Annotated in this window: 20 protein-coding genes; 6 read left to right on the top strand and 14 right to left on the bottom strand. The window is 68.7% G+C overall.

What is annotated here, in order from left to right; genetic code table 11:
- Positions 1-3: 3 nt before the first annotated feature.
- The gene (locus STHE_RS16965; RefSeq protein WP_217155938.1) at positions 4-1,128 is read left to right on the top strand and encodes a pyridoxal-phosphate dependent enzyme; all 1,125 of its coding nucleotides are present in this window, start codon (positions 4-6) and stop codon (positions 1,126-1,128) included.
- A 126-nt stretch (positions 1,129-1,254) separates the two neighbouring features.
- On the opposite strand, the gene STHE_RS16960 is transcribed toward STHE_RS16965, so the two are convergent.
- The 10 genes from STHE_RS16960 to fdh form a co-directional block, all read right to left on the bottom strand.
- Positions 1,255-1,977, bottom strand: a complete 723-nt coding sequence (locus STHE_RS16960) for an ABC transporter ATP-binding protein (protein ID WP_012873832.1) — start codon at positions 1,975-1,977, stop codon at positions 1,255-1,257.
- Positions 1,974-2,678, bottom strand: coding sequence for an ABC transporter permease (locus tag STHE_RS16955; RefSeq protein ID WP_012873831.1), 705 nt, complete (start codon positions 2,676-2,678; stop codon positions 1,974-1,976). The genes STHE_RS16960 and STHE_RS16955 overlap by 4 nt, the downstream gene beginning before the upstream one ends.
- A 1-nt stretch (position 2,679) precedes the next feature.
- Positions 2,680-3,645 carry an ABC transporter substrate-binding protein gene (locus tag STHE_RS16950; protein WP_012873830.1) on the bottom strand — a complete coding sequence of 322 codons (966 nt, stop codon included), beginning with the start codon at positions 3,643-3,645 and terminating at the stop codon, positions 2,680-2,682.
- A gap of 5 nt (positions 3,646-3,650) precedes the next feature.
- Positions 3,651-4,061, bottom strand: coding sequence for a winged helix-turn-helix domain-containing protein (locus STHE_RS16945; protein WP_012873829.1), 411 nt, complete (start codon positions 4,059-4,061; stop codon positions 3,651-3,653).
- A gap of 54 nt (positions 4,062-4,115) precedes the next feature.
- Positions 4,116-4,478 carry a hypothetical protein gene (locus STHE_RS16940; RefSeq protein ID WP_012873828.1) on the bottom strand — a complete coding sequence of 121 codons (363 nt, stop codon included), beginning with the start codon at positions 4,476-4,478 and terminating at the stop codon, positions 4,116-4,118.
- 22 nt (positions 4,479-4,500) lie between these two features.
- Complete coding sequence (locus STHE_RS16935; RefSeq protein ID WP_012873827.1) at positions 4,501-5,364, bottom strand: formate dehydrogenase accessory protein FdhE; 864 nt, start codon at positions 5,362-5,364, stop codon at positions 4,501-4,503.
- Positions 5,365-5,455: 91 nt separating this feature from the next.
- Positions 5,456-5,680: a hypothetical protein gene (locus STHE_RS16930; RefSeq protein ID WP_012873826.1), complete on the bottom strand. Its 225-nt coding sequence runs from the start codon at positions 5,678-5,680 to the stop codon at positions 5,456-5,458.
- 1 nt (position 5,681) lies between these two features.
- Positions 5,682-6,575, bottom strand: a complete 894-nt coding sequence (nrfD, locus tag STHE_RS16925; RefSeq protein WP_012873825.1) for an NrfD/PsrC family molybdoenzyme membrane anchor subunit — start codon at positions 6,573-6,575, stop codon at positions 5,682-5,684.
- Positions 6,568-7,416 carry a 4Fe-4S dicluster domain-containing protein gene (locus STHE_RS16920; protein WP_012873824.1) on the bottom strand — a complete coding sequence of 283 codons (849 nt, stop codon included), beginning with the start codon at positions 7,414-7,416 and terminating at the stop codon, positions 6,568-6,570. Before STHE_RS16920 ends, nrfD begins: the two co-directional genes overlap by 8 nt.
- Complete coding sequence (gene fdh, locus STHE_RS16915; RefSeq protein ID WP_012873823.1) at positions 7,416-10,682, bottom strand: formate dehydrogenase; 3,267 nt, start codon at positions 10,680-10,682, stop codon at positions 7,416-7,418. The genes STHE_RS16920 and fdh overlap by 1 nt, the downstream gene beginning before the upstream one ends.
- 322 nt (positions 10,683-11,004) lie before the next feature.
- Here fdh and STHE_RS16905 point away from each other — a divergent pair, with 322 nt between their 5' ends.
- Both STHE_RS16905 and STHE_RS16900 read left to right on the top strand, forming a co-directional pair.
- Positions 11,005-11,286: a MoaD/ThiS family protein gene (locus STHE_RS16905; protein ID WP_012873822.1), complete on the top strand. Its 282-nt coding sequence runs from the start codon at positions 11,005-11,007 to the stop codon at positions 11,284-11,286.
- A gap of 4 nt (positions 11,287-11,290) precedes the next feature.
- Positions 11,291-13,081 (top strand): aldehyde ferredoxin oxidoreductase family protein, encoded by a 1,791-nt coding sequence (locus STHE_RS16900; protein WP_012873821.1) that lies wholly within the window; start codon positions 11,291-11,293, stop codon positions 13,079-13,081.
- 207 nt (positions 13,082-13,288) lie between these two features.
- Here STHE_RS16900 and STHE_RS16895 read toward each other — a convergent pair whose 3' ends face one another.
- From STHE_RS16895 to STHE_RS16885, 3 genes are all read right to left on the bottom strand, one after another.
- Positions 13,289-14,368 (bottom strand): Zn-dependent alcohol dehydrogenase, encoded by a 1,080-nt coding sequence (locus STHE_RS16895; RefSeq protein ID WP_012873820.1) that lies wholly within the window; start codon positions 14,366-14,368, stop codon positions 13,289-13,291.
- Positions 14,369-14,415: 47 nt separating this feature from the next.
- On the bottom strand, positions 14,416-15,384 hold the full coding sequence (locus STHE_RS16890) for a threonine ammonia-lyase (RefSeq protein ID WP_012873819.1): 969 nt from the start codon (positions 15,382-15,384) through the stop codon (positions 14,416-14,418).
- 196 nt (positions 15,385-15,580) lie between these two features.
- Positions 15,581-16,006 (bottom strand): arsenate reductase ArsC, encoded by a 426-nt coding sequence (locus STHE_RS16885; RefSeq protein WP_012873818.1) that lies wholly within the window; start codon positions 16,004-16,006, stop codon positions 15,581-15,583.
- A gap of 221 nt (positions 16,007-16,227) precedes the next feature.
- Between STHE_RS16885 and STHE_RS16880 the strand changes: the two genes are divergently transcribed.
- From STHE_RS16880 to STHE_RS16870, 3 genes are all read left to right on the top strand, one after another.
- Positions 16,228-17,496, top strand: a complete 1,269-nt coding sequence (locus STHE_RS16880; RefSeq protein ID WP_012873817.1) for an MFS transporter — start codon at positions 16,228-16,230, stop codon at positions 17,494-17,496.
- Positions 17,497-17,742: 246 nt separating this feature from the next.
- Positions 17,743-17,991, top strand: coding sequence for an SHOCT domain-containing protein (locus STHE_RS16875; protein WP_012873816.1), 249 nt, complete (start codon positions 17,743-17,745; stop codon positions 17,989-17,991).
- Positions 17,992-18,233: 242 nt separating this feature from the next.
- Entirely contained in the window at positions 18,234-19,469 is a 1,236-nt protein-coding gene (locus STHE_RS16870; protein ID WP_012873815.1) for a cation:proton antiporter, read from the top strand.
- Positions 19,470-19,503: 34 nt separating this feature from the next.
- Here STHE_RS16870 and STHE_RS16865 read toward each other — a convergent pair whose 3' ends face one another.
- Positions 19,504-20,277 (bottom strand): SDR family NAD(P)-dependent oxidoreductase, encoded by a 774-nt coding sequence (locus STHE_RS16865; RefSeq protein WP_012873814.1) that lies wholly within the window; start codon positions 20,275-20,277, stop codon positions 19,504-19,506.
- Between the last annotated feature and the right edge of the window lie 31 nt (positions 20,278-20,308).

Below are 20,308 nucleotides of genomic sequence, written 5' to 3'. Positions count from 1 at the left end.
GGGATGAGCGACTGGCGGATGGTGTGTGAGGCGTGCGGGCACGAGGAGCCGTTGGATACCGCAGCGTGGCGCTGTCCGGCCTGCGGCGGAGCCTTCGGGATCACCGGGCCGGACCGGCTCGCCCCGGCAGCCATCGACCCTGACGCACCCGGCCTCTGGCGCTACCGTGCGATCCTGCCGGTGCCGCTGGAGGCGGCTCGCCCGCTCGGCGAGGGGATGACACCGCTGGTGCCGGGCACTCTGCTCGGCCGCAGGGTCTTGTTCAAGCTGGACGGGCTGCTGCCGACCGGCTCGTTCAAGGACCGGGGCGCGGCAGTGCTGGTCGCCCACCTGCGGCGGCTCGGGCGCCAGCGGATCATCGTCGACTCCTCGGGCAACGCTGCCGCGGCGATGGCCGGCTACAGCGCCGCGGCCGGGCTCGCCTGCACCGTCTACGCCCCCGCCAGCGCCTCTCCCGGCAAGCTGGTCCAGTCGCGTGCCTACGGCGCCACCGTCGTCCCGGTGGAGGGCAACCGGGAGGCGGTCGCCGCCGCCGCGCAACAGGCCGCGGCGGACGATCCGTCCGCCTTCTACGCCAGCCACAACTGGCACCCCGTCTTCGTCGAGGGCGTGAAGACGTGGTTGCTGGAGGTCTGGGAGCAGTTGGGGCAACAGCTCCCGGCCGCCTGCTTCATCCCGACCGGAGGCGGGAGCGCCCTGATCGGCGCCTGGCGCGCTACAACGGCCCTTCCTGGCCCGGCCCCGGCGCTCGTCGCCGCCCAACCCGCCGCCTGTGCTCCGCTCGTCGCCGCCGTCCAGGCCAGCACCGAAGTGACGCCGATCACTCCGGGCGACACCATCGCCGAGGGGACGCGCATCGGCGCCCCGGCCCGGCCGCGCCAGATGCTCGCCGCCGTCCGCGAGACCGGCGGCTGGGCCGAGGCCGTGCCGGAAGAGGAGATCGTCGCGGCGCTGCGCGAACTCTGGGGCCAGGGGCTCTACGTCGAGCCGACCGCGGCCGTCGGCGCAGCCGCCTTCCGCCAGGCGGTCCGGCGCGGGCACCCGATCCCGGAAGGAGAGGTCGTCGTACTTCTGACCGGCTCCGGCCTGAAGGCGGCGCCAGACATGGTGGCCGCGCTCCTTGGATGAGCCGCCGGGGACGGCATACGCGTCCGGTAACCGGCATAGGTGGATTCAGGATGTCTGCGCCGTCGCTGATGCCCGGGGTTTACCCCATCGGTGTGCCCGGGGCACCTAACTGAACGGAGCGACCCCTCAGTACACCATCTCCCCGCTCACGAACGCGCGGGTGCGGGGGTCGGTGCCGCGGCCTTCGAGCAGGACGTCGGTCGGGCCGTCCTCCACGAGGTGGCCGTCGAGCAGCACGGCCGTGCGGGGGGCGAGGCGCCGGGCCTGGTGGAGGTTGTGGGTGACGATCACGACGGTCGTGCCGTACTCGCGGTGCAAGGCAACGATAGCCTCCTCGATCAGCGCGACATTGTGCGGATCGAGGTTCGCGGTCGGCTCGTCCAGCAGCAGCACCCGCGGCCGCAGGACGAGCGCCCGGCCGAGCGCCACCCGCTGCAGTTCGCCGCCGGAGAGGGTGCGGGCGCGCGCCCGTGCGAGGTGGGACAGACCGAGTAGCTCCAGCGTCGCGGCGACGCGCTCATCGGCCGGTTCGCCGCGCAGCCGCAAACCGTAGGCAACGTTCTGCTCGACCGTGCCGTCGAGGAGCAGGGGCCGTTGGAACACCAGCGTTACTTCGCGCCGGACATCGAGCGGCGCGCCGTCGGGCCACGTCCGGCCGTCGTAGCGCACGGTCCCGGTCGTCGGTCGTTCGAGGAAACACAGGAGCCGGAGCAACGTCGACTTCCCCGCGCCGCTCGGGCCGACGACCGCCAGGAACTCGCCGGCCGGGATCTCCAGGTGGTCGATCGACAACACCGTCCGCGCGCCGTAGCGCACGGTGACATGCTCCAGTGCGTACAGCGTGCTCATCCTCGCGCGTGTGCCAGGTAGCCGCGCAGGCGCAGCGCCAGCGCGTTCAGGAAGAACGTCAGGGCGACCAGGATGACACCGAGCGCCAGCGCCTGGTCGAAGGCGCCCTTGCGCGTCTCGAGGACGACCGCAGTCGTCAGCACCCGCGTCGAGCGCTCGATGTTCCCGCCGACCAGCATGACCGCGCCCACCTCCGAGATGATGCTGCCGAACCCGGCCACGAGCGCGACCAGCATCCCGGCCCGCGCTTCCCAGAGGATCGCCTGCACGATCTGCCGCTCGGTCGCCCCCAGGGCCTTGAGCTGCAGCCGCAACTCGGGCACCACCCCCTCGACCGCCGACGTCGTGAGCCCGATGACGAGCGGCAGGCTGATGAGCACCTGCGCCGTCACCATCGCCCGCGGGGTAAACAGCCAGCCGAGCATCCCCAGCGGGCCCGAGCGGGAGAGCAGGAGGTAGACCGCCAGCCCGGCCACGACCGGCGGCATACCCATCCCGGTGTAGATCAGCGTCGTTACGAAGCGGTGGCCGGGGAACGAGCGGAACGCCAGCCACGCGCCGATCGGCACGCCGATCACCGCGCTGATCAGCAGCGCGATCCCGGATACCCGCAGGGTCAGCAGCACGATACTCCAGATGTCCGGATCGCCGCTGAGGAGGAGACGGAGTGCCCCAACGAGTCCGCCGAGGATGTCATCCATCCTACGATTGCCCCTCCGGCGTCGCCAGTGGGTAGAAGAGCGGCTGTCCGTACTCGTCCTGGCCGAAGTTCGCGATCATCTCCTGCACCTCCGGTGAGGTGATCCACTCGACGAACGCCTCCGCCAGATCAGCGCGGATGCCGTCGTGCCGTTCCGGGTTCACCGGAATCACACCGTAAGGGTTACTCAGCGAGGGGTCAGGGTTCTCGGCGACGGTCTCACCACCGAAAACGATGGTGAGGTCGGGCAGCCGGTCGCGCATAGACAGGTAAGTGCCGCGGTCGGCCAGGGTGTAGGCCTGCTGCTCGTTGGCCGTGATTAGCGTCTCGCCCATCCCCTGCCCGAGCGATTGGTACCAGCCGCTGGCCGGGTCGGGCGTGATTCCGGCCTTTTCCCAGATCTGGCGCTCGCGCGTGTGCGTCCCCGACTCGTCCCCACGGGAGACGAAGAGCGCCTCGGCTTCGGCGATGCGGGTGAATGCGTCCGCAGCGTCAGCAGCTTCGCGAACGCCGGCCGGATCATCCGGCGGCCCCACGATGATGAAGTCGTTCTGCATCACATCACGGCGGTACAAGCCGTAGCCTGCCTCGACGAAGGCGTCCTCCTGGGCGCGGGCGTGGACGAGCACAACGTCGGCATCGCCGTTCTCACCCAGCTTGAGCGCTTGCCCAGTCCCGACCGCGATGACATCGACCGTTGCGCCGTAACGCTGCTCAAAGTCAGGCAGGATCGCGTCGAGCAGCCCTGAGTCCTCTGTCGAGGTGGTCGTCGCCAGCCGCAGCCGTCCCCCTAGCTGCTGTGGGGTCGCCTCCGCCTGACCGGGAGTCGCCTCGGCGGCGGTCTCCGTCTGACCAGCAGTAGGCTCAGCGGTTGTCTGGGCCTGTCCTGCCGTGGACTCGGCGCCGTTCGAGGATCCGCAGGCAGCCAGCAGGACCACCAGGAAGACGACCAACCAGCGCCGCAGCATCCCGCTCACTCTCCCTGACTTCCAGCCGTTCGGCTATTTACATCATAACGCTCGCTCAAAAAAGAGAGGTCGCCCAGCACCTCGGCGAACCGCCGCGCAACCAGCTCGTCGAGGCCGGCGCGGAAGCGCTGGTAGCGCTCCACCAGGGCCCGCCCAGCCGGGGTCAGGGCGCTGCCGCCGCCACCGGCGCCGCCGCTCCGACCGTGGAGCAGCTTCACGCCCAGGCCGTCCTCCATCTCCCGGATCTTTCCCCAGGCCACGCGGTATGCTACCGCAAATTCCTCCGCCGCGGCACTGAGCGAGCCGTGCTTCTCGACTGCGGCCAGCAGTTCGATTCGCCAGTCGCTCAGCACCAGCGCACCATCCCGCTCGGCCCAGCACTTGACCCGGATCTCCACCGGTGCCTGCTCAGTCACGCTATCGTTCTCCTCACGCTCCCGCCACCCCCTATCGCAAGGCACTCTCCGGGCTCATTGGCGCGCGTCGTCCGACGGGGCGCCGCGGTCGAGCCAGCCCCAGAGGTTCTCAGACGCAAGCGCCAGGCGGTACTCGTCGAGGACGTCCAGCGCCATCGCCCGCACCGGTCCCGAAGACAGCCCGAACCGCTGGCAGTAGGCCAGCAGCCACGCCTCGAAGTCATCGGGGTCGGGATCTGCCTCGATAACCGCCTCGAACAGCTCGCGCTTAATCGCCAGGCCGAGCGCGTCGGGCGCTGTGTTGCGCTTCCGCTTACGACGCCGGCCCTCGGTCGCCTCCAGAGCCGCCAGAAGGCGACGGCAGACCGCGGCCGGACGCGGTTGCTCCGTGATCGTGGCCTCGTTCGGTGTCTTCACGATGACGGTGCTCCTGCCTCGCTCACACTGCCACCAACTGGAGTCGGAGCGGGTAGCCGGCGCCCGCCGGGCGGCGGTAGCCCTGCTCGACGGCAGCCACGTCGAGATCAGCAGTGGCGAGGTCGATGACCGGCACCTCGGCAGGGGACCAGCCGCGCAGCGTGGCGATGCTCTTGACGTAGCCCTGGCAACGGCGGCAGATGTCCACCTGGCGAGCCTCACCGTCCTCCTCGGGCACGAGCGAACCCAGCTCCCGGTGCTGGCCATGCTCGCAGTAGGGGCACCAGAAGGCGATGGCGGCCCAATCGGCTCCGCAGCGACCGCAGCGCAGGCGCCGCTCGCGGGCCAGCCCACGCCGCTCAGCGGCCGCCGGCCAGGCACCGCAGATCGGGCAGAAGCCGCGTGCCCAGGGCACGGGAAGCCCATCGCCGAGACGTCGACCGCATGCCTGGAGGAAAGGAAGCGCGGCGAGGTTGCCGATGGCAGCCAGCCGCTCATCCGGAACCCCGACCTCAGCCGCGAGCTGCTGGATGGCCTGAGTGTCGGTCGCTACTGCCGCCTGCAAGAGCCGGAGGGGATCAAGCCCCACCACGCGGTCGGCCGCTTCCGCGAGGTCCGGCGTCCCGGCCTCAGCCAACCGCTCCGTGAGGTGCTGAAGCCAGCCGCTCACCGGGGTGGGATCGAGCAATACCACCGTGCCGTGGAGGAGCGGCGTTCCGGACGGCCGGTCGGGAGCCGGCTCCGGCACGGCGTTCTCCCACAGCGGCTCGAGGCTGGCGCGGAGCGCGTCAGCGTAGAGTGCCAGCCAAGGCCGCCACTCCGGGTAGTCACGCGCCACGGCGTCGAGTTGCCCAAGTGCCCCGTCAACTATCGTCTTGTCCGCCATCCGGCCTCACTTCTCGCCGTCTCGCAAGCCGCCGTCGAATTCTGTGCGCCGCCGACCCGCGGTGGCGGAGACACCGCCGCGTCGGCGTGGATCACTCCTGCTGGCCCGGCACCTTCAGCGGTGTGTCAGCGTAGATGCTCCGTTCGCCTCGCACCTCGCCGTGCAGCTCCACCGTCTCCTTCCGGTTGCCGATGTCGGCACCCGGTCCACCAGCCCGCGTCCGCTTCGCCTCCGGCCCGCAGGCCGCGAGCAGGAAGGCGACCAGGACGAGCGTCAGCAGGTATCGACCGCATACCCTGAGTGCCCGACGCGCCATGTTACACCGCCTCCGACGACAGCAACATGACGACCCGGAGGATGAAGCCGCCGACGAGGACGAGCGCGGCGGCACCGACCGGGCTGGCAGGACCGAGGAGCCGGGGTCTCCAGTGGAGCAACAGCGGGATCAGGATGCCCACGAGCACGACCCCGACCAGGAGCAGCACGCCCCACATGTTGAACAGCACTTCCCGAGCGACCACGCTGCCGACCGAGACGACGACCAGGGCAAGGACGATGAGTTCAAGGATCAACGCCCAGGTATCCATCTGTGACAGCCAGCGCAGGCTCTCCGGATGAGCCCGGCGCCGCCCGGCCAGGTAGAGTAGCGCAGCCGCCGTGGAGAAGCCGGACACGAGGAAGAGTAGACCAAGCAGCCAGGTATCCGCCCAGAGCGGTCGGTTCGTCACCGAGAGCAGCACCCCGGTATACCCGGCGACGAAGAAGCCGAACAACGCCCCGAGGACGTTGATGACATTGCCGAGCAGCCCCTGGTTTAGCGCAGCCAGCCCCCGCCATGGCAGGCGCCGGGTCTCGGCCAGCGCCCCGACAGTTGACAGGAAAGCGAACAGGCCGAAGAACGTTATGCCCCACGAGCCGACCGACATCGGCGACCAGTACTTGAAGGCGGGAGTCCAGGTGTTCGACTGGACCAGCATGTGCCAGAACCGCTCCGGCCGCGTCAGGTCGAGCGTGAGCAGGATGCCGCTGATGATGATGGCCGGAAGGGCGATGTAGTAGCCCAGCCGAGAGATGGGCCGATCCTCCGGCTCGCCGAACAGGTGGAGCATGGCCGCGATCGCGTAGCTGCCACCGCCGATGCCGCCGATGAAGAAGTAGAAGATGATCCACCACTGCCAGTGCGGCGCCTGGGTGAAGAAGGTGTCAGGCATCGCCTTCCTCCCCTCCCTCTACCGGCTCCGCGCTCTCCTCGCGCTCGGCTCGGCGCTCCGCGGCCAGGCGGTCCATGCGCCGCTTGCGCAGGCTCACGAGCCCGAGCAGCCCCATGGCCGCCGCACCGGCAGCCGAGAGGGTAGCCGACGGTACCAGGTTGCGGCTCGGGAGCTGCGGATTGGAGGGCAGGCCGTAGACCTCGGGCTCGTCCACCAGGAGGTAGAAGGAATTGAGCCCGCCGAGGATCGACTCGTCGCCGTAGATGTAGGCGTCGGTCTGCCCCGCTTCATGGAGCTGCCGCACCCGCTCCTCAGCGCGCTGGCGCAGTTCCGAGATCGGCCCGAACTGGATCGACTGGGTCGGACAGGCCTGGGCACAAGCGGGGATCATCCCCGCCTGCATCCGGTCGTAGCAGAGCGTGCACTTCATCGCCGTCCCGGTGATCGGGTTGATATCGATCACCCCGAACGGGCAGGCGCTGATGCAGGCCCGGCACCCGTTGCAGACGTCCGCCTGGATCACCACGGTGTCGAACTCGGTGCGGATAATCGCGCCGGTCGGGCAGACCTCGAGGCAGCCGGCCTGGACACAGTGCTTGCAGACGTCGCTCATCATCAGCCAGCGGCCCTGCGAGCGGTCCTCATTGAACTGCTCGATGAACCGGACGTGGCGCCAGGTGGTGCCACTCAGCCGCCGTGTGTTGTCATAGCTCTCACCGCTGAGGGTGTTGGCCCCTCCGGACTCGGCGGGAAGCTGGTTCCACTCCTTGCAGGCGACCTCGCAGGCCTTGCAGCCAATGCAGACGGTGGTGTCGGTGAAGAATCCCATTGGCTCAGCCATCATGCCTTCTCCACGTTGCAGACGAACGCCTTGGCCTCGTGGATCGACACGTTCGGGTCACCGACGAGTGCCGAGAGATCATTCGTCACGTCGCCGGTCACGATCCCCTGGTAGCCCCAGTGCCACGGCAAGCCGACGTGGTGGATCGTCTTCCCAGCCACCTGCATCGGCCGCATGCGGCGGGTCACCAGCGCCTTGGCGCGGATCTCGCCCCGCGGGGTGCGGATACGCACCCAGTCGAGGTTGTTGATGCCCTTCTCGCTGGCCAGCTCGGGACTCAGCTCGACGAACAACTCCGGCTGCAGCTCGGCCAACCACGGCAGCCAGCGGCTCATTACACCCGACAGGTGGTGCTCGGTGAGCCGGTAAGTGGTGAGGACATACGGGAACTCGGGATCCTCCGGCTCGATGATCCGGTTGTCCTCCCGGTCCCACCGCTTGAGCACCGGATTGGTCTGCTGCCGGTAGAGCGGGTTACGCACGGGCGACTCGGCCGGCTCGTAGTGGGTCGGGAGCGGGCCGTCCACCATGCCGGTCGGGGCGAAGAGCCATCCCTTACCATCCGCCTTCATGATGAAGGGGTCCGTGCCGGAGTGGGCGTCGAGCCCGATGCCGTTCGGGTCGGCCGGGGTATCGGGCGCCTTCGTCGCCGCGAAGTCCGGCACGTCGTAGCCGGTCCACTGCCCCTGCTCCTCGTCCCACCAGATCCACTTCTTGGCCTCACTCCAGGGCTGGCCGTCGGGCCGGGCCGAGGCACGGTTGTAGAGGATGCGGCGGTTGGCCGGCCAGGCGTAGCCCCAGTTGAGGTGGGCTCCGACGGTGCCCGGCGGGTCCGGCTCCCGGTTGGCGGCACGGTTCTGCCCCGGCTCCGGGAAGATGCCGCAGTAGATCCAGGAGGCGCAGGTGGTCGAGCCGTCGTCCTTGAGATCGGCGAAGCTCTTCAGGTGCTCGCCGGTCTCCGTGTAGTAGCCATTGATCTCCTTGAGGATCTTCTCGACGTCCGGCTCATCCTTGATCCGGGAGTCCGCCGGCGGCTCGTCCGGCTCGTAGTCCCAGACGAGATTCTTGATACCCTGGTCACGCGGCAGGTCGCTATCGGCATACAGGGCCTTGAGCCGCTTGCCCAGGTGGTAGGTGAACCAGACGTCGGAGCGGCAGTCACCCGGCGGATCGGCGGCACGGTGGTGCCACTTGACCAGGCGCTGGGTATTGGTGAAGCTACCGTCCATCTCGCCGACCTGGGCCGATGGGAAGAGGAACACCTCGGTCTGAATGTCCTCCGGCCGCAGCTCGCCGCTCTTGACCTCCGGCGAGTTGTACCAGAAAGCAGCGGTCTCGGTTTCGAAGTTGTCCTTGACCACCAGCCATTCCAGCTTCGCCAGGGCCTTCCGCTGCAGCCGAGCGTTCTGGCCACCGACCGCCGGGTTCTGGCCCATGGCGAACATGCCTTTGACCTTGCCCTCCATCATGGCGACCATCATCGGCATGTGCGAGTGGTCACCACTGATCTTCGGGTGCCAGTCGTAGCCAAAGTCGTTCTCCGGTGTGGCGGCGTCGCCGTACATCGACTTGAGGTAGCTGACCATGAACTTGGGCGTGTTGGCCCAGTACCCGGTCGGCAGCGTCTCGGTCTTGAGGTAATCGGTCAGGGTGTCGTGCTGCTTCAGCGCCGAGGGCGCCGGCATGTAGCCGTGGATGCTGTGGTACAGCGTCGGGATGTCGGTGCTGCCCTGGATCGTGGCGTGGCCGCGCAGGGCCAGGATCCCTCCACCCGGCCGCCCGATGTTGCCGAGTAGGAGCTGCAGGATCGCCGCCGCACCGATCATCTGCGGGCCGTAGGTGTGCTGCGTCCAGCCCAGAGCGTAGACGATCGCGGTCGTTTTGTCGGCCCCCGAGTTCTCCAGCAGCGTCTCGGCCACCTGGATGAATGTCTCCGGCGGGCAGCCTGTGACCTCCGCAACCATCTCCGGCGTGTAGCGGCTGAAGTGCCGCTTCAGGATCTGGAAGACGCAGCGCGGGTGCTCCAGCGTCGGGTCGGTCTCCGCCGGCGGCGGCAGGAGCGCACGCACGAGCGGGTCAAACGGCGGGCCAGACGGCACCTCCTGCGACTCCGCGTCCGGTTGCCCGGATTCCACTTCCTGCTCACCGGACTGGGCCGTGCTGCCCGAGCGCCCCTGGTCCCCAACGGCCGTGCGCCGGTACTGCCAGGTCGTGTTGTCGTACTGCGCGACGAAGCCGTTGAGCGGGTCACCGGTGTACTCGATCAGGCCGGAGAAGACGCCAGCAGCGTCGTCGTCCTCGGTGTCCTTAAAGTCGTCGTTGATGATGGTCGCGGCGTTGGTGTAGTTGACCACGTACTCCTTGAAGAACGGGTCGGTGTTCCAACGCTCACTGTTGATGACGTAGTTGATCAGCCCGCCGAGGAAGGCGATGTCGGTCCCCGCGCGGATCGGCGCATGGATGTCGGCCATCGCCGTGGTGCGGGTGAAGCGCGGGTCGGCGTGGATGACCTTGGCTCCCCTGAGTTTGGCCTGCGTGACCCAGCGGAAAGCCACCGGGTGGCACTCGGCCATGTTGGAGCCCTCGATCAGGATGCAGTCCGAGTTGGCAAGGCTACCCGGAAACGTGGTGGCGGCGCCGCGCCCGAGTCGTACCCCCAGACCGGGGACACTCGAGCTGTGTCATATCCGCGCCTGGTTCTCGATGGCAACCACACCCAGACCGCGCAAAAGCTTCTGGTGGATGTGGTTCCACTCGTTGTCCATCGTGGCCCCGCCGAGCGAGAAGATGCCCAGCGTGTGGTTGACCAGCTTGCCGTCCGGTAGCCGCTCGACGAAGGTCTCGTCTCGCGTCTTCTTGACCAACTCGGCAACCCGGTCCATGGCCTCCTCGAGGTCCATCTCTTCCCAGGAGGTCGCACCCGGCCTGCGATGGAGAACCTTCGTCAGGCGGTTCGGGTTGACGTGGAGCTGGAAGGTCGCTGCTCCCTTGGGGCAGAGGTTGCCCTGGTTAATCGGGCTGTTGACGTCGCCCTCGATGTTGACGATCTGCCCATCGACGACGTGGACGATGGTGTCACAGCCGACCGCGCAGTACGGGCAGACGCTCGGGTAGGCCTTGGCCTCCCGGATCCGCAACTGCTGCGCTCGGACGACCGCCGGCCGGATGTCAGCTCCCAGCCCAGCCAGTCCACCCACTGCGGTGCCCGCCGCCGCACCTGCCATGACACGCAGTAGGTTCCGACGAGAGAGCCGTGCTTCCAGCATGGTCCTCCTCCTCGATGGCGAAGCGGCACCCGTGCTGGTCGATCGAATCTGCGTCGTGTGCACCATAATAGCACATCCTGTCAACATATTCCGTGATACGCATCACAATTTCCATCGGTGCCGCCAGCGGGACGAGGAACCGGCAGGGCTCACACCGATCTGCTAGAGTGGAGGGTGCAAGGCCGAGCAGGGCAGCGTCGGATCAGGAGTGCCTACCCCACCCGGGATGATCGGGATTGCTCGCCGGGGCGGTTCCCATAGTAGACATGCGCGGAGCCACAGGTCACACCAGAAGTCGGGTGGCGGAGAACTGAGGATTCCGATGCACCAGGCAGCAACCACGGTCCACGTCGAACTTTTCGGCGTTCCTCGCCTGCTGGCGGGGAGGAAGACGATCGCGGTCGCCGGGGAAACACTGGGGGCGTTGAGCCGCGCGCTGCTGGACGCCTGTCCGGCCCTGGCCGAGCGGGTGATCGACCCACGGACCGGCTGGCTGACCGAGGGGTACATGTTCGTGGTCAACGACCGCTTCAGCCGCGATCCGACCTTCCCGGTCGCGCCCGGGTCGTCGGTCCTCCTCGTCTCCAGTGTCGCGGGAGGTTGATGCCATGCACGGCGTCCACGGCCGGTACCTGCACATCGACCTTGACACCGGGTCGGTCGCCGAGCACCCGATCCCGGAGGAGGTGTCGATCCGGGTGATCGGCGGCGTGGGGCTCGCCAGTCTGCTCCTCTACCGTTGGGCGCCGCCCGGCGTCGACCCGCTGGCACCCGAGAACCCGCTGATCTTCGCCACCAGCCCCTTCATCGGCACCGGTATCACTACCGCCAGCAAGGTCGCCGTCGTCACCAAGTCGCCGCAGACGGGCATGATCGGCGACAGCCTCTCCTCCAGCTACCTCGCCATCGCCTTGAAGCGCACCGGATTCGACGCCCTGGTCATCACCGGCAAGGCCACCGGGTGGTCCCTGCTCGTGGTGGACGACGGCCGGGTCGAGGTCCGCCCCGCGATGGATCTGCTCGGACGGACGCCGGACGAGACGGCCGAGTCGGTCCGTGCCGCGCTCGGCAGCGGCTTCCGTGTCGCGGCCATCGGCGAGGCGGGTGAGCGCGGCGTGCGCTACGCCGCGATCAGCAACGACGGGCGCCTCGCGGGCAGGACCGGCGGCGGCGCAGTCATGGGCAGCAAGCGTCTCAAAGCGATCGCGGTGCGCGGCAGTGGCCTGCCGACCGTGGCCGATCCGGCGGGTCTGGCGCGGGCTGCGCGCGACCTGGCCGCCCGCAGCCTCGGCCCCGGCACCGCCAAGTACCGCGAACTGGGCACCGCCGCCAACCTCGCCTTCTTCAACCGTATCGGGGTGCTGCCGACCCGGAACTTCCAGCAGGGTGAGTTCGCAGGCGCCGAGGCGATCAGCGGGGAGACCCTGTTCCTGGAGCACCGGACTGACAAGCACGCCTGCGCGGCCTGCACCATCGGTTGCGAACACCACTACCGCACCCGCGACGGCGGCTCCGAGCGCACGGTCCGCCTTGAGTATGAATCCCTCTTCGCGCTCGGCTCCCTCTGCGGCGTCGACGACCCCAACGCCGTGCTCCGCGCCGCGGCGCTGTGCGATGACCTCGGCATGGACGCCATCACCACCGGCGCCACGGTCGCCTGGGCCATGGAGTGCGCCGAGCGCGGTGTGGATCTGGGCTACCCCGAGCACGAGTTCCCCCGCTTCGGCGACGCCGATTCGCTTCTCCGCACCATCGAGGCGATCGGCCGGCGCCAGGGCATCGGCGACCTGCTCGCTGAGGGATCGCGCCGCGCGGCCGAGCGCATCGGTCAGGGGTCTGAGGCCTGGGCCATGCACGTCAAGGGGCTGGAGATGCCCGGCTACGACCCGCGCAAGCTCCCGACGCTAGCGCTCGGCCTGGCCGTCGCCACCCGCGGGGCATGCCACAACCGCTCATCCGCGTACGACATCGACTTCTCCGACCGGCTTGACCCCGACGCCGAAGCGCAGGCCCGCGCCGAGGCCGCCGCTGCCGCCGAGGACCAGGCCGCGGTGCTCGACTCGCTCACCATCTGCAAGTTCCTCCGCCACTGCTTCGACGACCTCTACGCCGAGGCGGCGGAGCTGTACACGATGGTCACCGGCGTGCCCACTACCGGCGACGACCTCCGCGTGGCGGGTGAGCGCATCAACAACCTGAAGAAGCTCTTCAACATCCGCGAGGGGTGGACCCGCGCCGACGACCGCCTGCCCGACCGGGTCCTCACCGGGGAGGCCGGCCTGACCCACGAGCGGCTGACACACCTGATCGACGCCTACTACCGTGTCCGCGGCTGGGACGCCGACGGCCGCATCCCCGAGGCACACCTCACCCGCCTCGGCCTCACCGATCTGCTCTGACCCGCGCAGCCCTGCACGAAACACCCCTCTCCAAAAATTGGGAGAGGGGCCGGGAGTGAGGGCCATTCCCACGAGGTGGCGCGCGTACGCCCGGGCATCCGATACGAAGCTACCATTATGTCATCCTGCGCTTCGCGCAGGATGACATGGCGGTGATCGGTACGATGAGTCCGCCGCGATGCGGCGCGCCATCGGCAGGCGCGATTCTCACTCGAACACGATCACCCCGCGCGCGACCTCGCCCGCGTCGAGGGCGCGGATGGCCTCGTTGATCTCGTCGAGCGCGAAGCGGCGGCTGATCAGTTCGTCGAGCTTGATCCGCCGGTTCAGATACAGGTCCACGTAGCGCGGGATGTCCTGATAGGGCGACACCGACCCGTAGAAGCAGCCCACCAGCGACTTCCCGGAGCGCATGAGGTCCTGGGCCGGGATCGACACCTCGTCGGCCCCGTCCGCCAGCCCGACGACCACCGCCTTGCCGCCCTTGCGCGTCATGTCGTACGCCTGCCGGATCGTGGCCGGGTGCCCGATCACCTCGAAGGCGTAGTCGACGCCCCAGCCGCCGGTCAGGCTCCGCACCGCCTCGATCGGGTCTTCCCGATTGGGATTGATCGTGTGGGTCGCGCCGAACTCGCGCGCCATCTCCAGTTTGCGGTCGACGAGATCGATGGCGATGACCCGCGTCGCACCGGCCAGCGCTGCACCCTGCACGACGTTCAACCCGACCCCGCCGACGCCGATTACCGCCACGTTCGAGCCGGGCTCCACCCGCGCCGTCTTGATCACCGCCCCCAGGCCAGTGGTCACCCCGCAGGCGATGAGCGCGGCGCGGTCGATCGGCATCTCGTCGGGGATCTTCACCAGGTTGCGGGCGTCCACGTTGGCGTACTCGGCGAAGCTGCCGACCGCCAGCAACGGGGTCAACACCTGGTCTCCGTGTCGCAGCCGAACGTTGCTCGGCCCCGGCGCGGCGCACAAGTGGTGCTCGCCGCGCAGGCAGAAGTAGCACGTCCCGCACTTCTGGCCGAAGGCGATGATGACGCGGTCGCCGGGCTGCACGCGCGTCACGCCCTCGCCGACCGACTCGACCACGCCAGCACCCTCGTGCCCCAGCACCAGCGGCGGCACAAACGCCGTCTCCCGGCGGATGTGGTGCAGGTCGGAGTGGCAGACGCCACTCGCCAGGATCTTGACCCGCGCCTCACCCGGCGCCGGGTCTGCGATCTCGACATCCTCCACCCGCAACGGCGTGCGCCGCTCCCACAACACCGCTGCTTTGATCCGCATGGCCCAGCTCCTGTCCCAAACGCCGCTCCAGGCGTCAGGCGCAGGCGCTACTCGCCCGGCGTGACGCCCTGCAGCAGCGTGCTCAGGCTCGCCACGTCGGTGTTACCCCCGCTGACGATCGCCACGACCGGCGCATCGGGCGCCACCGAGGCCTTGCCGGTCAGCAGCGCAGCCAGCGCCGCCGCCCCAGCCGGCTCGGCCAGCACCTTGCATCGCTCCAGCAGGAGGAACATCGCCTGGCGAATCTCATCGTCCGACACCAGCACCAGGTCGTCCACGTAGCGTTGCACCAGGGAGAAGGTCAACTCGCCCGCGAACGGCGCCGCCAGCCCGTCTGCGATGGTGTCGATCCGATCCAGCTTCACCGTGTGGCCCGCCTGACGCGCACGCCACATCTTCGGTGCACCCTCCGGTTCGACCCCGATGATCTTCGCGTTGGGCCGCTGGCCCTTAATCGCCACCGCGACGCCGGCGATCAGGCCGCCCCCACCGATCGGGACGACCACGGTGCCGACCTCAGGCAGGTCCTCCAGGATCTCCAGCCCGACCGTGCCCTGGCCCGCGATCACGAGGGGATCGTCGAATGGGGGGACAAACGTCAGACCGCGCTCCTTGGTCAACTCATCAGCACGGCTGAAGAGCTTCATGCGGTCCTGCTCGATGACAACCGTGGCACCGTACTGCTGCGTTGCCTGCACCTTGGTCCGGGGCGCGTCGGCGGGCATGACGACCGTCGACGCCACGCCCTCGGCAGTGGCGGCCCAGGCGAGCGCCTGCGCATGGTTCCCGGCCGATGCGGCCAGAAGCCCGCGCGCCCGCTCCTCGGGCCCGAGCGCGGCGATCTTGTTCAGCACCCCGCGGACCTTGAACGAGCCGGTCTTCTGCAGGTTCTCCAGCTTGAAGTAGACCGGCGCACCGACACGCCGCCCGATCTCCGTGCTGCCGATCAGCGGCGTCCGGTGGATCCGGCCGGCGAGGACTCGCCGCGCGCTGGTAACGTCGTCGAGAGTTACCATGCTCCTCCCCTGTTCGCTACGTCGTGATCCAGGGCCATCATCATCGCACAGTCGGGTCGCATACGGTCCAGCCGGTCTCCGCCGGCCGAAACCGCATTCCCCGCCGCGACCTCTCCCGATTGTCGCACACCGCAGCACCCGCGCGGTACCGCCACCGGGATCGCAGCAGCCGAGCGCCGTGACCGCGCCAGGGACCCTACGCCAACCGGGGCAGCAGTTCCCGCGCGATCCGCTCCTGGATAGCGTCCCGCACCTCGCGGTAGACCGCCAGCCGCTCCGCGTCGGTCCCGGTCGCGGCCGCGGGGTCGGGGAAGGACCAGTGCAGGCGCCGCGCGGCGCCCGGGAAGAAGGGGCACGCCTCGTTAGCCTGGTCGCAGACCGTGATCACGTAGTCGAACGGCTCAGCCAGGAAGCGATCCAGCGTCTTCGACTCCTGGCCGGAGATGTCGATGCCCAACTCGGCCATCGCCTCGATCGCCAGCGGGCGGACACGCGTCGCCTCGGTGCCCGCGCTGAACGCGGCCACCCGCACCCCGGCCATCGCCCGCAGCAGCCCCTCAGCCATCTGCGACCGGGCACTGTTGTGGGTGCAAACGAACAAGACACGCAGACGCTTCTCCACGCCTCAACTCCCATCGCCGGCCGGCTTTCATCACCGGCAGTGTAGCGCGCCACGGTGCGCATGTGCCTCTTTCGCCGCCGCGTCGGAACGGCACCGGCCACCAACAGGCACCCTGAATACTGCTCAGCACACTCCTGCACCCCTGCGCTATCATGCGCGTGTACCGCAGGATGGCTGACTCGTCAGACGACGGGGCGCCCGAATAGATAGGGGCGCACGGGATGCGGATGATCTCCTGGCCGCGTCGTATCTACTATGGTTGGATCCTGGTGCTGGCCCTGTCGTTCACGGAGATCACCTCCTGGGGCGTGCTCTACTACGGCTTCAGCGTCTTCATCACACCGCTACGCCAGGATCTCGGCTGGAGCACGGAACAAATCACCGGCGCCTTCTCGCTGGCGCTGCTCCTCTCCGGCATCGCCGCGCTGCCCGTGGGTCGCTGGCTCGACCGGCACGGCCCTCGGCTGCTGATGACGGTCGGGTCAATCGCGGCCACGATGCTGGTCTTCGCCTGGTCGCGTGTCGAGAGCGTGACCGCCTTCTACCTGATCTGGGCCGGGATCGGGCTTGCCATGGCCGCGGTGCTCTATGAACCCGCCTTCGCCGTCATCGCCACCTGGTTCGTCCGCGGCCGGGCGCGGGCGCTGACGATCCTCACCTTCGTCGCCGGGTTCGCCAGCGTCATCTACATCCCGCTCGCGGCGTGGCTTGTCGGGCGCTATGGCTGGCGCGAGGCCCTGGTGATCCTCGCCGTCATCCTCGGTGTGGGCACCATCGCCCCGCACGCGCTCCTGCTGCGCCGGCACCCGGCAGACCTCGGGCTCGCGCCGGACGGCGCACCGGTCGGCCCGGTCGCAAGCCCGACGCCCGTCCAGCCGAGCATCACCCCGCGCGAGGCACTGCGCGATCCGACCCTCTGGTGGATCATCGCCTCCTTCTTCCTGACCATGTTCGCCAACACCGCTGTGACCGTGCACCTCATCCCCTACCTGATCGCACGCGGCCATGGAGCCGGGTTTGCCGCCACCGTCGCGGGAGCGATCGGGCTGCTGGCGCTCCCCGGCCGGTTGATCTTCACACCGCTCGGCGACCGCTGGGAACGCCGGCACGTCACGGCGTCGATCTTCCTGCTCCAGGCGGTGTCGATCGTCGTGCTGCTGCTGACCCGGAGCACGGCTGGCGTCATCCTGTTCGTCATCCTGTTCGGCGCCGGGTTCGGGGCGATCACCCCCGCCCGCGCCGCGCTGATCGCCGACTACTACGGCTCCGCCCACTACGGCACGATCAGCAGCATCGTCGCGCTCTTCTTCACCGCCGCGCGCGGCGCCGCTCCGGTCGCTGCCGGGTTCCTCTACACACAGACGGGCGACTACGCATCGGTCTTCGGGGCGCTCGCGGGCATCTCCGCGTTGGCGGTCCTGACGATGCTCCCCGCCCGCCGCCGTCTGGTCGAGACAGCCGCCCCGACCGAGTTGTCCCGCCGGGCGTAAGGCGTCGGCACGCCACGGTGAGGCGTCATCGGCGTGTCGTGACTGCGCGGCACCGAGGCCACGGGCCACCCAACCCAAGAGACACCCAATCCCGGTTCACGACGAACGTTGTCAGGCACGCGGCCAGACGGCCATAGACCTGTGACGGCATTGTGACGAACACGACGCCGCTTCCCGCGCCGATGTGACGGTCAGCGGTCCAGGGTGAACCCAGACAACCCGGCGTGATCGAGCGGAGACACGGCGATGATGCACTGGAATGGATTCGGTGTCTGGCCCTGGTGGGGGCTCATCATGATGGCGTTGTGGGTGCTCGCGATCGTCGGCATCGTCCTGCTGATCGTATGGTTGCTACGGCTGGGCACCACGCGTGGCCCCGACCGCACCCCCGGCGGTGACGCCCGCGACCCGGCGCTCCAGATCCTGCGCGAGCGCTTTGCTCGCGGCGAGATCTCCCGCGAGGAGTTCGAGGAGATGCGCCAGGCACTTGAGTGACCGCGTGAGACAGGAGCAACGATGCGTGGATAGTTCAATTCCGCGTTCTCGGCTCCGGAGTAGCACGGTAATGCGTCAAACTCCATCCCAGGCTCCACCGCTGAGACACTCTAACAGTATGGTCAGGTTCCGCGGCGCCGGGCTGGGCATGCGAGATGCTACGATGGAGGTCCAACCGAGGACGGCGAGCGTCGTCCTGGTTCTCCGTCGGCACGGACAACTGCGCGACCGGTGGAGCGGCCATGCTCCTGCTCGCCGCGGACACATTGCCCGACATCGGCTTCAGCGGCATCGCCGAGGTGGCTGCCCTCGCCGTCATCGTGCCGCTCGCTGTCCACTTCGTGCGCCGCCTGCCCCTTCCCTCTGCCGTGCTGGAGATCGTGGCCGGGATCATCCTCGGCCCGTCAGTCCTCGGCTGGATCGAGGTCGATCTGCCGATCTACGTCCTCTCCCTGCTGGGACTAAGCATCCTCCTCTTCCTCGGTGGGCTGGAAATCGACCTCGCCACCCTGCGCGGCCCGATTGCACGCATGGTCGGTGGCGGTTTCATCGCGTCGCTGGCCCTCGCTCTCCTGTTCGGTCTGGGACTCCAGGGCATCGGCGTGGTGCGGGACGGCGCGCTGATCGCCATCATCCTGGCGTCGACCTCGCTCGGCATCGTGCTCCCGATGATCAAGGATGCCGGGTACGACCGAACGCCGTACGGCCAACTGGCGCTCGCGGCCGCATCGGTCGGGGAGTTCGTGCCGGTGCTGCTGCTGTCGGTCTTTTTCTCCAGCGCGACGCCCGCGGTGGCCAGCCACCTCGTAATGCTGGGGCTCTTCACGGTCTTCTCCCTGGCCGTCTTCGCCACGCTTGGCCAGGCCCGGCGCATGCACCGCATTGGCCCCTTCACCCGCAAGCTTCAGGACACGTCCGCGCAGATCGGGATCCGCGCCATGTTCGCGCTCCTGGCCATACTCGGCGCGGTGGCGCTCCGGCTCGGGTTCTCCGGGATCCTTGGTACCTTCGTGGCGGGCGCCATCGTGCGGCAGGTCGACCGCGATGCGACGATCCTGAACGAGCGGGAACGGACCAAGCTCAACGCCATCGGCTACGGGATCTTCGTCCCCTTCTTCTGGATCACCACTGGGCTGCAGTTCGACCTGGATGCGCTGCTGGAGACACCAGTCGCGCTTCTCCGGGTGCCGATCTTCCTCGGCGGACTGCTGCTGGCACGCGGGTTACCCGCGCTCCTCTATGTGCGGCTGGTCGGAACCCGTCAAGCGGTGAGCCTCGGCCTGCTGCAGGCCACGTCGCTCTCCTTCATCGTCGTCGCCGCCCAGCTTGGGCAGACGCTCGGCCTCATCGTGTCGGCCACGAGCGCGGCCCTGATCACCGCCGCGCTGATCTCAGCACTGGTCTTCCCGGTCCTGGCCCTCGCGGTCGCCCCCGTCCCCGCGGAGGCAGGCCAACCGGCCCAGGCCGAGGCAGGGTGAGGAGCGGCTGCTGGGACCAGACCGGCGCGTTCAGTTAGGCGGTCGCGCCGCCGTCGATCACCAGATCCTGCCCGACAACGAAACTCGACTCCGGCGACGCCAACCACAGCACCGCGGCAGCGATCTCGTCGGGCTGCCCGACCCGGCCGATCGGCAGGAGCTGCGCCACCCGCTCGTCGCGCTCGCGGTCCGTCTCGCCCGGGAGCCGCGACATCGGCGCGGCCACGGGGCCAGGACTGACGGCATTGATGCGGATGCCGTCGCCGATGTACTCCCGTGCCGCGGCACGCGTCAGCGTACTGACGGCGGCCTTCGTGGCGGCATAGGCAGCCATGCCGGGGACCCGCAGGTGGGCGCCGACGTTGGAGGCGATGTTGATGATCACGCCGCCTCCGTAGTCTCGCATGTGGGCGATCTCATGCTTCATCGACAGCCACACGCCGGTCAGGTTGGTGGCCGGCACAGCCGTCCAGGCATCCTCGTCGAGGGTCGCGACCGGGCCGAGTGGACCGAGGATGCCCGCACTGTTGACGGCGATGTGGAGCCGGCCGTACCGCTCCACGATCGTCTCGATCAGTCGTGCCACGTCCGGCCCGCGGGTGACATCGGCGACGACGGCGTCGCCGTGTCCCTCTGCCTCGTCGATCATGCGGGCAGTCTCGGCGAGCGCAGCCGGGTTGCGTCCCGAAACCACCACCGTGGCTCCCTCGCGGGCGAAGGCCAGGGCGGTGGCGCGGCCGATACCGGAGCCGCCGCCGGTGACGAGCGCGACCTGACCAGCGAAGCGCCTGACGTGAGGGTCGTGCATCGGCAATGTGTCCTCCTTCTTGCATCGCATC

Origin of the sequence: Sphaerobacter thermophilus DSM 20745 (genome assembly GCF_000024985.1) — a bacterium.
Taxonomy (GTDB): Bacteria; Chloroflexota; Chloroflexia; order Thermomicrobiales; family Thermomicrobiaceae; genus Sphaerobacter; species Sphaerobacter thermophilus.
The sequence above is the reverse complement of the archived record's forward strand: the minus strand, read 5'-3'. Positions and strand labels throughout refer to the sequence as shown.

Bases quoted from the DNA above. Each gene is read 5' to 3' on its own strand.
- STHE_RS16895 (WP_012873820.1), bottom strand. From the start codon at position 14,368: ATGCGGATCAAAGCAGCGGTGTTGTGGGAGCGGCGCACGCCGTTGCGG.
- STHE_RS16955 (WP_012873831.1), bottom strand. From the start codon at position 2,678: ATGGATGACATCCTCGGCGGACTCGTTGGGGCACTCCGTCTCCTCCTC.
- STHE_RS16950 (WP_012873830.1), bottom strand. From the start codon at position 3,645: ATGCTGCGGCGCTGGTTGGTCGTCTTCCTGGTGGTCCTGCTGGCTGCC.
- STHE_RS16920 (WP_012873824.1), bottom strand. From the start codon at position 7,416: ATGGCTGAGCCAATGGGATTCTTCACCGACACCACCGTCTGCATTGGC.
- STHE_RS16930 (WP_012873826.1), bottom strand. From the start codon at position 5,680: ATGGCGCGTCGGGCACTCAGGGTATGCGGTCGATACCTGCTGACGCTC.
- STHE_RS16865 (WP_012873814.1), bottom strand. From the start codon at position 20,277: ATGCACGACCCTCACGTCAGGCGCTTCGCTGGTCAGGTCGCGCTCGTC.
- STHE_RS16870 (WP_012873815.1), top strand. From the start codon at position 18,234: ATGCTCCTGCTCGCCGCGGACACATTGCCCGACATCGGCTTCAGCGGC.
- STHE_RS16965 (WP_217155938.1), top strand. From the start codon at position 4: ATGAGCGACTGGCGGATGGTGTGTGAGGCGTGCGGGCACGAGGAGCCG.
- STHE_RS16890 (WP_012873819.1), bottom strand. From the start codon at position 15,384: ATGGTAACTCTCGACGACGTTACCAGCGCGCGGCGAGTCCTCGCCGGC.
- STHE_RS16880 (WP_012873817.1), top strand. From the start codon at position 16,228: ATGCGGATGATCTCCTGGCCGCGTCGTATCTACTATGGTTGGATCCTG.
- STHE_RS16875 (WP_012873816.1), top strand. From the start codon at position 17,743: ATGATGCACTGGAATGGATTCGGTGTCTGGCCCTGGTGGGGGCTCATC.
- STHE_RS16900 (WP_012873821.1), top strand. From the start codon at position 11,291: ATGCACGGCGTCCACGGCCGGTACCTGCACATCGACCTTGACACCGGG.
- nrfD (WP_012873825.1), bottom strand. From the start codon at position 6,575: ATGCCTGACACCTTCTTCACCCAGGCGCCGCACTGGCAGTGGTGGATC.
- STHE_RS16905 (WP_012873822.1), top strand. From the start codon at position 11,005: ATGCACCAGGCAGCAACCACGGTCCACGTCGAACTTTTCGGCGTTCCT.
- STHE_RS16935 (WP_012873827.1), bottom strand. From the start codon at position 5,364: ATGGCGGACAAGACGATAGTTGACGGGGCACTTGGGCAACTCGACGCC.
- STHE_RS16960 (WP_012873832.1), bottom strand. From the start codon at position 1,977: ATGAGCACGCTGTACGCACTGGAGCATGTCACCGTGCGCTACGGCGCG.